Consider the following 12,481-nt stretch of genomic DNA (forward strand, 5'->3'; position numbering starts at 1 on the left):
GCTCGAGCTCGGAGCGGTAGCCGTACGGAGCTGCGGGCGGCGCGGGGCGGTACCCCGCGGCCGGCGGTTCGGGCATCGGGATCGGGAGCGACGGGCTCAGATAGTCACCCGGGTCCATCCGCGGCGTAGGCGTCTGGGTCGGCGTCGGCGCAGGCGGCTGCAGTGGCGTCACCGGCTCGGTCTCGGGGCGCGGCTCGGGCTTCGGCGTGGGCCGGACCTCGGTACGGAAGTTCGCCTCGGGCTCGGGACGGATGTCGGCGTCGGGTTCGGGCCGGAGGTCCTGGCGGCCGTCGGCGCTGTACTCCGCCCGGTACTCGGCCGTGAATTCCACCGGTGTGAATTCCGCACTGGCGGAATGGTCCTCGACCACGCGTTGCTCCCCGATTTCGTCGCTGCGGTGGCCGGCGCGATCCGGGGTTCTTCCCGAGCTGCGCGACCGTTCGACCCGACCACCGTGCGGTGTCTGTCCACACGGTTGTCCACAGTTGTGAACGACCGCCGGAGCAGGTTGGTTACCGATCGCGGGGTGTGGGACCTCTGGTGTGAGGGAGTGACGCTAACAAGTCCGAGCAGGCACCTTCAAGCCGTCATCCACAGGCTATGAACAGCAAATTGGGGGCAACCTGCGGCGTGTCGGGTGGACGCCGGAGCGTAGTCATGGTGCGAAATCGCTCTCTGTCGTCGTTCCGGTCGGACAGTGACGAATCCTGGCCCGATCGGTTGCCCACTATCCTGTCCACAAGCCTGTGGAAAAGTCTGGGGATACCTGGTTTGACCTGTCCACAAGGAGCCACGTACCGTGGATCGGTCGGTGTTGAGCCGGCCGTTTCGTGCTGCGCTCCCTGCGGGACCTGTTCTCTGGTTCTCCGACGGTGTGCAGGACAGGCACCTTGGACAGATCCAATCAGTGGATTTGTCGACATTTGTGTTCTCGAGTAACCGGAGTCATTCCAGTGAGCAAGCGGACGTTCCAGCCGAACAACCGTCGTCGGCACAAGAAGCACGGCTTCCGTCTTCGGATGCGTACCCGTGCGGGTCGCGCGATCATCGCCGCCCGCCGTGGCAAGGGTCGTCAGCGCCTCGCGGCCTGAGCGACCCATCTGACGGTGACCACCTCGTGTTGCCCGCGTCGAACCGGTTGCGCCGGTCCGACGACTTCCGTCGCGCCGTCCGGTCCGGACGGCGCGCGGCGCGACGCGTGGTGGTTCTGCATGTGCTGGCGCAGGCCGGTGAACCCGGCCCGGCGCGCGTCGGATTCGTTGTGAACAAGGCGGTGGGCAACGCGGTTCTGCGGAACCGGGTCCACCGCCGTCTGCGTGCGGTCCTGGCCACGCGGCTCTCCGATCTCCCGGCCGGCAGCCTGACCGTCGTCCGCGCGCTCCCGTCGTCCGCCGCGGCGTCGTACGACGAACTCGCTGCCGACGTCGACGGCGCCCTGACCCGGGTGCTGCGGCCATGATGCGGATCAATCCCGTGCGCAGCGGGATCATCGGTTTCCTGAAGTTGTACCGGCTGCTGATCAGCCCGCTGTACGGGCAGGTCTGCAGGTTCTACCCGAGTTGTTCGGCGTATGCCTTGGAAGCGGTCGAACGCCACGGTGCGGTGCGCGGTAGCTGGCTGGCGGGGAGACGACTCCTTCGCTGCCACCCGTGGAACCCCGGAGGCTACGACCCCGTTCCTCCCAGAGATGTCGACCAGCGCGGAGAGTCTTTCTCCGCCAACCAGCCCGGACCGTCAGCCGACGCCGGGCCTGTGCAGCGAGGTGTGTGAGTGACTCTTCTGGCCATCCCCGGGCTCGCGGTGTGGGACGGGATCGTAGACCTGTTCAACACGGTGATGACGCCGCTGTACTGGGCCGTATCGGCACTGCTGGTCGGGTGGCACTGGCTGCTCAGCCAGGTGCTCGACCCGAACGGCGGCTGGGCCTGGGCGCTCTCCATCGCCGGCCTGACGATCGTCATCCGGACCCTGCTGATTCCGCTGTTCGTCCGGCAGATCCGCTCCAGCCGGAACATGCAGCTGCTGCAGCCGAAGATGAAGGAACTGCAGAAGAAGTACGGCCACGACCGGGAGAAGCTCGGTCAGGAAATGATGAAGCTGTACAAGGAGACCGGGACCAACCCGTTCTCCTCGTGCCTGCCGCTGCTGCTGCAGTCGCCGATCTTCCTGGCCCTGTTCCGCGTGCTCGACTACGCGTCGAAGGGCAAGACGCACAGCAGCATCATGGACCCGCACGTCCAGTCGCTGCAGCACGCGAAGATCTTCGGCGCCGAGATCTCGCAGACCTTCCTGAAGGCGAACGGCGACGGCGCCGGCAACGTCAAGGTCGTCGCGATCGTGCTGATCATCCTGATGACCGCGACGATGTTCATCACGCAGCTGCAGCTGATGCGCAAGAACATGCCGAAGGAGGCCCTCACCGGCCAGGCCGCGCAGATGCAGAAGATCATGCTGTACGTCTTCCCGATCTTCTTCCTCATCGGTGGCTTCAACTTCCCGATCGGTGTGCTGATCTACTGGTTCGTCTCCAACGTGTGGACGATGGGTCAGCAGTTCTACGTGATCCGCCGCAACCCCGCCCCGGGTACTCCGGCGTACGACGCCATGCAGGCCCGCAAGCGCGAGCAGAACCTGCGGCACGGTCGTTCGGCCGATGAGGGCGTTCCGGGGACCGAGGGCGCGGAGACCGAGACCGAGACGACCGACCGTCGTCCCGCGCAGCGGCAGCAGCCGAAGCGGCAGTCCCGCAGCGACCGGAAGACCGGCGGTCCGGCCGGTGGCACTGCCGGCGGTGGCGCGGCGGCGTCGACCAACGGCCAGACGACGTCGTCCGCTCCGGAGGACACTCCGCGGCCGCAGGACACGCCCAAGAAGACTCAGGCCGGTGCTGCCAAGAAGCAGCCGGCCGGCAAGAAGGGTACGGGAGCCAAGCGCCAGCCCGCGGCGAAGTCGGCCGCGCAGAAGAAGGCGGCGCAGAAGCGGTCCGGCGGTTCGCGCTGACCTGCGCGCACCCCCTTTTGCCTCGAATGCCCCGGGTCCCCGTGAGGCGGATCCCGACATGATGAAGGAGTGGCCGTGACCGACGGCATGCAGAACACCGACACGGCGGAGCAGTCCGCCGGTACGAACTCCGCCGACGACCGCCTGAAGGCGCTCGAGGCCGAGAGCGATATCGCGGCCGACTACCTCGAGGAGTTGCTCGACATCGCCGATCTCGACGGCGATATCGACATGGACATCGACGGGGACCGTGCCGCGGTCTCGATCGTCGGCGCCGAGCTGAACAACCTGGTCGGCGAGAACGGCAAGGTGCTGGAGGCGCTCCAGGAGCTGACCCGGCTGGCTGTGTACCGGGAAACCGGTGAGCGGTCGCGGCTGATGCTCGACGTGTCGAACTACCGGGCCAACCGGAAGGCCGAGCTCGAAGAGGTCGGCCGCAAGGCGGTCGAGGAAGCGAAGGCGACCGGCACCCCGGTGAAGCTCGACCCGATGACGCCGTTCGAGCGGAAGGTCGTGCACGACGTCGTCGCGGCGGCCGGCCTGACGTCGGAGTCCGAGGGTGAAGAGCCCCGCCGCCGCGTGGTGGTCCAGCCATGACCACGCCGCAATGAACGACGTTTCACGTGAAACACCGCCGCTCGTGGACAAGCTGTTTCCACGGGCGGCGGTGCCGCTTTCGGCGTACGCCGACTTGCTGGCGACCGAGGGAACGCTGCGCGGGCTGATCGGGCCGCGGGAGGTTCCGCGGCTCTGGGACCGGCACCTGCTGAACTGCGCTGTCGTCGAGCGACTGATCCCGGAGGAGTCATCGGTCGCGGATGTCGGCACCGGTGCGGGGCTGCCGGGCATCGTGCTCGCGATCGTCCGTCCGGATCTTCAGGTGGACCTCGTCGAGCCGTTGCTGCGACGGACCACCTTCCTCCAGGAAGCGGTCGACGCACTCGAGCTCGAGAACGCGACCGTCGTCCGCGCGCGGGCCGAGGACCTGCCGCCGGCGTCGTACGACGTGGTGACCTCTCGGGCGGTCGCTCCGTTGGCCAAACTGGCCAGGTGGTGTCTGCCGCTGTGCGTCGAGGGTGGACTCATGCTGGCGATGAAAGGGGCGTCTGCAGAGGAGGAACTGGACGCCTCAGAGCGCGAATTGATGAAGCTCGGCGCAGAGCTTTGTCATATTCACCAACTCGGCGGCGATGAACTGGCCAACCCCACGACTGTGGTGAGTATTGTGGCCGGACGTGCTGCAGGGGGATCCCGGCACGCAAGACACGGGAGGTGAGCGGGTTGGTGAGTCGTGCCCTCGGATGGCCCGAGAAGAGCACCGGCGTACCGACGTCGTCACAAGGCATCGGCTGGCCGGCCGAACCGGATTCAGCCGTCCGTGTGGTGAGTCAGGAACCCGCTCCCGCTGCCCCGGCACAGACCTCTTCGACCTCGGCTGCCGAGCAGCCGCCCTTGTCGCCGCCGATCGACACCTCGGGACTTCAGGCCGCCGCGGCGGCCGGTCTCGACAGTCCGGCGACCGACGATCCGGCGTCCGTTTCACGTGAAACGCCGGACATGCGGGATGATGGTTCCGGGCCCGATTCGGCGTCACTGGTGGACGTCGAACCGGACCTTTCGGAGTCTCCACCGCCTGTGGATGACGACCGCATGAAACTGCTCCCGCACACGGGAATCCGTCCACAGAAGCCTGTGGACAGAGCTGGGGGCAGACCCGCTCCGACCCCTACAGACATCCTCTTCGGGCCAAGTCCCGCACCTATTGGAATGGGCGCTATGACTGCCGCACAGATCGCCGCGCGGGCCACGTCGGACGAGCTTCAGCGACGACTCCTCGAGACTCCGATCGCCGCCGCCACCGAACGGACCCTGCTGGTGAATGAAGGACGCACGATGGGCAGGGAGTTCCCGCTGCCCGCCCAGACCCGAGTCTTCGTCGTCGCCAACCAGAAGGGCGGCGTGGGCAAGACCACGACGACGGTGAACGTCGCCGCCGGCCTCGCTCTGTACGGCGCGAAGATCCTGGTCATCGATCTCGACCCGCAGGGCAACGCGTCGACCGCTCTGGGCATCGACCACGCCGAAGGGACGCCCGGGGTGTACGAGGCCGTCATCGAAGGCGAGCCGCTCGGCAAGTTGACCCAGCCCTGCGCCGAGCACCCGGGTATCCAGGTGATCCCGGCGACCATCGACCTGGCCGGTGCGGAGATCGAACTCGTCAGCCTGGTGGCCCGGGAGAGCCGGCTGAAGACCGTACTCGAGGCGTACCTGGCCGAGACCGAGGCCGCGGGGGAGAAGTACGACTATGTCTTCATCGACTGCCCGCCGTCGCTCGGCCTGCTGACGGTGAACGCGCTGACCGCCGCGCGCGAGGTACTGGTCCCGATCCAGAGCGAGTACTACGCGCTGGAGGGCCTCTCGCAGCTGCTCCGGCACATCGACATGGTGAAGTCGCACCTGAACCCCGGGCTCGACGTCTCGACGATCCTGCTCACGATGTACGACGCCCGCACGAAGCTGGCCGGTGAGGTCGCCGCCGAGGTGCGCGGACATTTCAAGGACGCCGTACTGCGGACCGCCGTACCGCGCTCGGTGCGTATCTCGGAGGCCCCGAGCCACGGGCAGACCGTGCTCGCGTACGACCCGGCGTCGGCCGGCGCCCTGTCGTACCTGGAGGCATCCCGCGAGATCGCGATGCGGAACAACGCCTGATTCGTTGAATCGGTGTGGCACCGTTTCACGTGAAACGGCTCGGTCAGCAGTAGCTCAGCAGGATGTCGACCTCGAGGGAGCGCGATGAACACCCGACTCGGACGCGGACTTGGCGCGCTGATCCCCAGCTCGCCGGCGCCAGGCACCACGACCCTCGGCAGCAAGTCCAGCTCGATCCCGGGGGCGCCCCCGGTCGTGACGCCGGCGGTGCCGGAGGGACCGGAGCTCGCCGCGGTGCCCGGAGCATCGTTCGCGGAGATCGACGTCGACAAGATCGTGCCGAACCCGAAGCAGCCCCGCACCGTCTTCGACGAGGAGGCGATGGAGGAGCTCGTCCACTCGGTCAAGGAGATCGGCCTCCTGCAGCCGATCGTCGTACGTCGCCTCGAGGGAGACTCGTACGAACTGGTGATGGGCGAGCGGCGCTGGCGGGCGACGCAGCAGGCCGGCCTCACGACGATTCCGGCGATCGTGCGGGAGACGTCGGACGACGCGATGCTGCGGGACGCGCTCTTGGAGAACCTGCACCGGAGCCAGCTGAACCCGCTGGAAGAAGCGGCGGCGTACCAGCAGATGCTCGACGACTTCGGGTGCACGCAGGAGGTGCTCGCGACGCGGATCGGACGGTCGCGGCCACAGATCTCCAACACGCTGCGGCTGCTGAAACTGCCGGCGTCGGTTCAGCGCCGGGTTGCGGCCGGCGTGCTGTCCGCGGGCCACGCGCGAGCGCTGCTCGGACTGCCGAGCGGCGACGCGATCGAGCGGCTCGCACAGCGGATCGTCGCCGAGGGTCTCTCGGTGCGGACGGTTGAGGAGATCGTGGCGCTCGGCGATATGAACGCCGAGGACCCGACCCCGGCGCGCCGCCGGAACAAGCCGGTCGCACCGCGACTGGTCGACCTGGCCGACCGCCTCTCCGACCGCTTCGAGACGCGCGTCAAGGTCGACCTCGGAAAGACCAAGGGCAAGATCACCGTCGAGTTCGCTTCGGTCGACGACCTGGAGCGCATCGTCAGTCTGATGGACCCCACCAAGTCCACCGACGACTGACCTCACCTGACTCCCCACCGAACTGTCGGCGGGCGCTGATAGAACTTGGCGTCCACCTGCGCAGCGAACCGGGGAGGACCCAGTGCAGAAGCGACCGCGTGTTGTGGTCAGCGTGGAGGCAAGTGTCGACGGCAAGGTCGCGCTTGCCCGCAACGCGCTCCTGATGCATCAGCCGAGTACGGACCTGTGGGCGTCGATGACGCCGCGGTCGCCGGACGCGATCGACGTCACCGAGCTCGTGAAACAGCAGTACGGGTGCAACGCCATCTTGGAGGGCAGCGGCAGCCTGGTGAGTGAGGACGCGACCCCGTCTGAACTCCCGACGTACGACGGCGACCCGATCGCTCTCTACGAGCACTTCCTGCCGGCAGAGGTGATCGAGCAGCGGACACCGTTGCACATGTGGTTCACGATCGTCGACGGCCGTGGACGTGTGCGCTGGACCGAGAGGCATGAGAACTGGGATGCACTGGTCCTCGTGGCGCGGTCAACTCCCGCGGACTATCTCGCCTACCTCCGCCGGGAGCGCATCTGCAACCTCGTGGTCGGCGACGAGCGCGTCCAGTTGGACCAAGCAGTGGCGGCGATGGGCACTGAGCTCGGCGTGACGTGCATCCTGTCGAATGCAGGCGGCGGCTTGAACGGCGCGCTGTTGCGGGCCGGTTTGATCGACGAACTGCACCTCAAGCTGGCGCCGGCTCTGATCGGTGGACTGGGGACGCCGTCGGTCATGGACGGATCGCCCCTCGCGGTCGGCGAGGCACCGACGCGTCTGGAGTTGCTCTCGGCACAGACCGACGCCGGTGGCTCGGTACGCCTCCACTACGCCGTATCGGAGAGCTGATCAGAGGCCGGGGCGTCCGGAATCACAAGGATGTAAGTTCGCCTAGGGCGCTTAGGATCGCGCTCACAGAGCTAGTTCGTGGTCCGAACTAGCGGGATAGATCGGCAGGGAGATATGTCGACAAATCCCTGACGGCACTGGGTGCAATGTTTCATGTGAAACATTGCCCTCGGCGGGGGCTAGTGGCCGAGAAGTTCGTGCGAGGTCTTGCGCTCGGCGTAGAACGACAGGAACGGGATCGTGCCGGCCACGGCCATCAGGACCAGGCGGGGGAAGGACCAGCGGACCCGGCGGAAGAGGTCGAACGTACCGAGCAGGTACACGACGTAGAGGAACCCGTGCAGGGGGCCGATCACGTTCATCGCGCCGGGGTTGTCACCCAGGTACTTCAGCGGCATCGCGACGAAGAGCAGCAGGAGCAGCATCACGCCGACGACGTACGCGATCACGCGGTAACGGGTCAGAGCGCCGCGGATGGCCGGGGTGAGCGGCTGCGGGCCGGCGGAGGTGGCGGGGTCGGCAGAGGAAGTCACGCTGAAACGGTACCGCTTGGCTCCACAGGCTCCGCGACGCGGTCACCCGCATCCGGGTCCTCTTCGTCGGGCTCGCGGTGGGCGTCCAGGACCATGCGGCCCCACATCCACAAGGTGAAGGCCGCGAAGATCCACCACTGGACCGCGTAGGCGACGTTGCGAAGGCCGGCGTGGTCCGTCGGGGGCGGAGGCGGTGCGACGATCGCGGGTGCGGGAGACGGTACGGCGCCTGAGTCGACGGCGGACTGTACGACGAACGCGTCGTACACCCGGTAGCTCACCAGGTGCACGATCGTCGGGATCCGAAGCGACGACAGTACCCGCCCCTTCGCGGCGTCATCTGATGAGTCCTCGGCCTCGGATGCCACGACCGATCCGCTCAGTCGCACCGGGCCAGAGGGTGCTGTGACGGCCGGATCAGAAGGCGACGCGACCCATCCGCGAACGATCATCACAGCGTCGGTGTCGGACAGCTTCAGTGGCGACACGACCCAGAGGCCGGCTCGACCGTCCTGCAGGCGATCGGCGATCAGAACCTGGTCCGCAGCCGGGCCCCAGGTGCCGGCGATGGTGACTCGGCGGCCGACGGCCTTCGACGGGAGGCCCTCGTCGATCGAGAACAGCGACTGCAGTTCGACTGGAGGGGCGGCCGCGCGCTGGGCGGTGGCGTCGGCGGTCTTCGATCGATAGACGCCGAGTTGCCACACGCCCATCACGGTCATGACCGATGCGATCGCCAGGGCGAGCACGAGCAGACCGGACCACCGGGGCGTCAGAGCCGTCCGCCACAACGGCCGAGCAGACGGTGCAGGGTCGTGGGGGTCGGGCATGGGAGTGCTTGTCAGCGGGCTGCTGCGGTGGCGAGCAGGTCGCGGCAGAGGACACCAAGCTCGATCCCGGCTGCCTCGGCGGCCAGCGGGACGAGTGACGTCTCGGTCATCCCGGGGGCAACGTTCACCTCGAGGAACCACGGCACACCGGCCGCGTCCACCACGAGGTCCGTCCGGGACAGGTCGCGCAACCCCAGCGCCTGGTGTGCCTGCACCGCGGCAGCAGCGCACGCACCGGCGGCCTCAGGCTCCAGCCGCGCAGGGACGACGAACTGCGTCGCGCCCGCCGTGTACCGCGCCTCATAGTCGTAGAACCCCGAGTCCGGCCGGATCTCGACGGCCGGCAGCGCCCGCGGCCCGTCGCCGACGTCGACGACCGTCACGGCGACCTCGGTCCCGTCGATGTACTGCTCGATCAACGCCACCGGACCGTACGCGTAGCAGTTCACCATCGCCGACGGCAGTTCGTCGGCCGACCGCACGATCGACGCGCCCAGCGCCGAACCGCCACGTGCCGGCTTCACCACCAGCGGCAGCCCGACCTGCTGGACCACTGCCTCCATAAGGGCGGCGGCGCCCAGCTCGCGGAACGTGTCGTGCCCGAGCACGACCGACGCGGGCGTGTGCAGTCCCGCAGCGCCGACGACCGTCGCGGCCACCGGCTTGTCGAACGCCGTACGGCACGCTGCCGCGTCGGCTCCGACGTACGGAACGCCGTACAGGTCGAGGACCTGGCGGAGTGCGCCGTCCTCGCCGGTGACGCCGTGCAGGACGGGGAAGATCGCGTCGGGGGGATCCTGGCGCAGCCGATCGACCAGCGAGGCGTCGACGTCGCGCTGCTCGACCTCCACGCCGACACTGCGCAGGGCGTCCGCCACTCGGCGGCCGGACCGCAGCGAGACGTCCCGCTCGTGCGACAGTCCACCTGCCAGTACCAGCACTCGACCCAGATCACTCATCACAAATATCCCGATCACTCGTGGGCGACTCCGGCACGGTCGCCGGTCCCGAGGCCCACTCGAACGGTACCCCTACCGAATCCTGGACCCCCGCCCGCCCGTAGGTCCCTTGCGCAACCTTTGCGAACCGGACTACGAAAGCTCCGGCCCTGGGGCGTCGTACTCGCGGCCGGCGCCTGGTGGCAGCGGGCCGAACGTCTGCCGGAGCTCGAGCTCCTCGTTGATCACTGCGGCGAGCCTGCCGACGCCTTCGGTGATGCGCTCCGGCGTCGGATGACAGTACGAGAGCCGCATGCACTGGGAGCCGAAACCGTCGGCGAAGAACGCCGTTCCGGGTACGTACGCGACCCGCGCCGTGACCGCCCGGGGCAGCATCGCCTTCGCGTCCAGCCCTTCGGGCAACGTCAGCCAGACGTAGAAACCACCCCGCGGCCGCGTCCAGGTCGTTGCTGCTGGCATCTTTTCCGCCAGCGCCGCGAGCATCGCGTCGCGGCGCTCGCGGTACATCTCCCGGAACTGCTTCACCTGCCCCATCCAGTCGTGCCGGACCAGGTACGACGAGATCGCGAGCTGACTGAACGTCGGCGGGCACAGCGTCGCGGACTCCTGCGCCAGCACGAGTTTCTCCCGGACCGCGTGCGGCGCGACCGCCCAACCGACCCGGAACCCGGGGGCGAACGTCTTCGAGAACGAGCCCAGGTAGATGACGCCTTCGCGATCCTCCGCGCGCAGCGCCTTCTGCTGCTCACCCTCGAACCCGAGCAGTCCGTACGGGTTGTCCTCGAGGATCAGCAGCTCAGCCTTCTGGCAGATCTCCAGCACCCGCGCCCGGCGCTCGTCCGACAGCGAAACCCCGGCCGGGTTGTGGAAGTTCGGGATCGTGTAGAAGAACTTGATCCGCTTCCCGGCCGCGCGCACCGACGCGATCGCCTGCTCCAGCGCCTCCGGTACGACGCCGTCGTCGTCCATCGCGACGTGCACGACCTCGCACTGGTACGCACGGAAGACGCCGAGCGCCCCGACGTACGACGGCGCCTCGCAGATCACCACGTCGCCGGGATCGCAGAACACCCGCGTGACCAGGTCGACGGCCTGCTGGCTGCCGACCGTGACGACGACGTCGTCCGGATGGGCCTCGATCCCCTCCAGCCGCATGATGTCGCAGATCTGGTCGCGGAGCGTCGGATCGCCCTGGCCGGAGCCGTACTGCATCGCGGTGGCGCCGTTGTCGATCACCAGGTCGCGGACCGCGCCGCCGACCACGTCGAGCGGCAGACCGCCGATGTTCGGCATGCCGCCGGCGAGCGACACCACCTCCGGCCGGCTGGCGACCGAGAACAGGGCTCGGATCTCCGATGCGGTCATGCCCTTGGTCCGGGCTGCGTACGCCTCGACGTAGTTGTCGAGTCGGGTCTGCCGGACATCGGGCACGTCAGCACTCACGGGGGCCACTCCAACGGTGATCGAGGGGGAAGTCACCAGGTTACGTCGACAGACCCCAGTCCGGGCTGGGGATCGGCGTGACCTCTCACTACCATGCCTTATAGGGGCAGGTTCGACCATGCCGGAATCTGGCTGCTGAGACAGCCGGCCCGACTGGTGCGGCCTGGAGAGGTGGACCGGGAAGGCGGATCAGAATGAGCGTGGGCAGGACAGCCGGCTGGACGCTCGGCGGTTTGGTGCTGGGTGTGCTGGCCGGGTTCGCCGGTGAGCTGTTCCGGCGGCAACCCGCAGGGAAGGTGCAGCAGCGGTACGTCGCTCCCGAGGCGACCCGCACCACGGACGCGCGGACCCCGTCCGCCGTCCCCGAACCGGCGGCCGAACCAGCCGCCCGATGACACTCTGGGCGACACGCACCGTGACGAAGCTAACAGTCTGTACGGCCGATCGGATGCGTTGATGGCCCGACGGCTGGAACCGCTGACGCTCGCCAATCTCGGTGAGCTTCCGGTGCCCTGCCGTGACTGTGTGTTCTGGCAGCTCGACCCGGTGGCCGCGCGCCGGGCGGACCGCAACGGTGACACCGGGCTGGAGAAGGAAGCCTGGCTGTCGCAGCTGCTGCTCGACTGGGGGACCGCCGGGATCGTGCTGTACGTCGACGACGAGCCGGCCGGGTTCGCGGTGTACGCGCCGGGGTCGTACCTGCCCCGGATCCAGGCGTTTCCGACTGCACCCGTCAGCCCGGACGCCGTCGTACTGGCGACCGGCCGGATCCTCCCGCGGTACCTGGGCCTCGGACTCGGGAAGATCCTGGTCCAGGCGGTCGCCAAGGACGTCCTGAAACGGGGCTTCCGCGCCGTGGAGGCGTTCGGGGACTCGCGGTGGGACGGCCCGGGCTGTGTCTGGCCGACCGACTTCCTGCGTGCGGTGGGCTTCGCGGTTGTGCGCGAGCACCCGCGCAATCCGCGGCTCCGGCTCGACCTGCGGTCGGCGATCACGTGGCGCAGCGAGATGGAGGCCGCCGTCGAGCGCCTGATGGGCGCCATCCGGCCGGAGCAGGCCCCGGCCGGGCCGGTGACGGTCCGGGACGCCCTCAGATCAGGGCCGGAGTAG

Annotated in this window: 14 protein-coding genes and 1 pseudogene; 11 read left to right on the top strand and 4 right to left on the bottom strand. The window is 68.3% G+C overall.

Translation table 11 applies throughout. The features are described 5' to 3' along the window. Positions 1-953: 953 nt before the first annotated feature. The 9 genes and pseudogenes from rpmH to E0H92_RS02010 all read left to right on the top strand — a co-directional run bounded on the left by rpmH (position 954) and on the right by E0H92_RS02010 (position 7,606). Complete coding sequence (rpmH, locus tag E0H92_RS01970) at positions 954-1,091, top strand: 50S ribosomal protein L34 (protein ID WP_130386492.1); 138 nt, start codon at positions 954-956, stop codon at positions 1,089-1,091. Positions 1,092-1,117: 26 nt separating this feature from the next. After that, on the top strand, positions 1,118-1,459 hold the full coding sequence (gene rnpA, locus E0H92_RS01975; protein WP_131467025.1) for a ribonuclease P protein component: 342 nt from the start codon (positions 1,118-1,120) through the stop codon (positions 1,457-1,459). Further along, a complete protein-coding gene (gene yidD / locus E0H92_RS01980) occupies positions 1,459-1,770 on the top strand; it encodes a membrane protein insertion efficiency factor YidD (protein WP_131467141.1) in 312 nt (103 codons plus the stop codon). The genes rnpA and yidD overlap by 1 nt, the downstream gene beginning before the upstream one ends. 66 nt (positions 1,771-1,836) lie before the next feature. Continuing rightward, a pseudogene (gene yidC, locus E0H92_RS01985) lies at positions 1,837-2,760 on the top strand (membrane protein insertase YidC); the annotation flags it as partial. A gap of 315 nt (positions 2,761-3,075) precedes the next feature. Next, positions 3,076-3,597: a Jag family protein gene (locus E0H92_RS01990; protein ID WP_475009326.1), complete on the top strand. Its 522-nt coding sequence runs from the start codon at positions 3,076-3,078 to the stop codon at positions 3,595-3,597. A 10-nt stretch (positions 3,598-3,607) separates the two neighbouring features. Then, positions 3,608-4,276 (top strand): 16S rRNA (guanine(527)-N(7))-methyltransferase RsmG, encoded by a 669-nt coding sequence (gene rsmG / locus E0H92_RS01995; RefSeq protein ID WP_131467027.1) that lies wholly within the window; start codon positions 3,608-3,610, stop codon positions 4,274-4,276. A gap of 500 nt (positions 4,277-4,776) precedes the next feature. Then, positions 4,777-5,712 (top strand): ParA family protein, encoded by a 936-nt coding sequence (locus E0H92_RS02000; protein ID WP_238153336.1) that lies wholly within the window; start codon positions 4,777-4,779, stop codon positions 5,710-5,712. Between the two features lie 84 nt (positions 5,713-5,796). Next, positions 5,797-6,762 (top strand): ParB/RepB/Spo0J family partition protein, encoded by a 966-nt coding sequence (locus E0H92_RS02005; protein ID WP_131495192.1) that lies wholly within the window; start codon positions 5,797-5,799, stop codon positions 6,760-6,762. Between the two features lie 82 nt (positions 6,763-6,844). Next, positions 6,845-7,606, top strand: a complete 762-nt coding sequence (locus E0H92_RS02010; RefSeq protein ID WP_165549666.1) for a RibD family protein — start codon at positions 6,845-6,847, stop codon at positions 7,604-7,606. 179 nt (positions 7,607-7,785) lie between these two features. Here E0H92_RS02010 and E0H92_RS02015 read toward each other — a convergent pair whose 3' ends face one another. The 4 genes from E0H92_RS02015 to E0H92_RS02030 form a co-directional block, all read right to left on the bottom strand. Continuing rightward, positions 7,786-8,139 carry a DUF3817 domain-containing protein gene (locus tag E0H92_RS02015; protein ID WP_131495194.1) on the bottom strand — a complete coding sequence of 118 codons (354 nt, stop codon included), beginning with the start codon at positions 8,137-8,139 and terminating at the stop codon, positions 7,786-7,788. Next, the gene (locus E0H92_RS02020) at positions 8,136-8,930 is read right to left on the bottom strand and encodes an SURF1 family protein (protein ID WP_238173273.1); all 795 of its coding nucleotides are present in this window, start codon (positions 8,928-8,930) and stop codon (positions 8,136-8,138) included. The genes E0H92_RS02015 and E0H92_RS02020 overlap by 4 nt, the downstream gene beginning before the upstream one ends. A 50-nt stretch (positions 8,931-8,980) precedes the next feature. Next, positions 8,981-9,928 carry a D-alanine--D-alanine ligase family protein gene (locus tag E0H92_RS02025; RefSeq protein ID WP_131495196.1) on the bottom strand — a complete coding sequence of 316 codons (948 nt, stop codon included), beginning with the start codon at positions 9,926-9,928 and terminating at the stop codon, positions 8,981-8,983. Positions 9,929-10,060: 132 nt separating this feature from the next. After that, positions 10,061-11,371 (bottom strand): aminotransferase-like domain-containing protein, encoded by a 1,311-nt coding sequence (locus E0H92_RS02030; protein ID WP_131495197.1) that lies wholly within the window; start codon positions 11,369-11,371, stop codon positions 10,061-10,063. A gap of 194 nt (positions 11,372-11,565) precedes the next feature. Between E0H92_RS02030 and E0H92_RS02035 the strand changes: the two genes are divergently transcribed. Both E0H92_RS02035 and E0H92_RS02040 read left to right on the top strand, forming a co-directional pair. Continuing rightward, entirely contained in the window at positions 11,566-11,766 is a 201-nt protein-coding gene (locus tag E0H92_RS02035; RefSeq protein WP_131284472.1) for a hypothetical protein, read from the top strand. A 61-nt stretch (positions 11,767-11,827) separates the two neighbouring features. Beyond that, complete coding sequence (locus E0H92_RS02040) at positions 11,828-12,481, top strand: GNAT family N-acetyltransferase (RefSeq protein WP_131467034.1); 654 nt, start codon at positions 11,828-11,830, stop codon at positions 12,479-12,481.

This window comes from Kribbella speibonae, assembly GCF_004331375.1.
GTDB lineage: Bacteria > Actinomycetota > Actinomycetes > Propionibacteriales > Kribbellaceae > Kribbella > Kribbella sindirgiensis.

Excerpts from the sequence above, each read along its gene's own strand:
- E0H92_RS02035 (WP_131284472.1), top strand. The coding sequence starts at position 11,566 with ATGAGCGTGGGCAGGACAGCCGGCTGGACGCTCGGCGGTTTGGTGCTG.
- E0H92_RS02000 (WP_238153336.1), top strand. The coding sequence starts at position 4,777 with ATGACTGCCGCACAGATCGCCGCGCGGGCCACGTCGGACGAGCTTCAG.
- E0H92_RS02025 (WP_131495196.1), bottom strand. The coding sequence starts at position 9,928 with ATGAGTGATCTGGGTCGAGTGCTGGTACTGGCAGGTGGACTGTCGCAC.
- E0H92_RS02005 (WP_131495192.1), top strand. The coding sequence starts at position 5,797 with ATGAACACCCGACTCGGACGCGGACTTGGCGCGCTGATCCCCAGCTCG.
- E0H92_RS02040 (WP_131467034.1), top strand. The coding sequence starts at position 11,828 with ATGGCCCGACGGCTGGAACCGCTGACGCTCGCCAATCTCGGTGAGCTT.
- yidD (WP_131467141.1), top strand. The coding sequence starts at position 1,459 with ATGCGGATCAATCCCGTGCGCAGCGGGATCATCGGTTTCCTGAAGTTG.
- rsmG (WP_131467027.1), top strand. The coding sequence starts at position 3,608 with ATGAACGACGTTTCACGTGAAACACCGCCGCTCGTGGACAAGCTGTTT.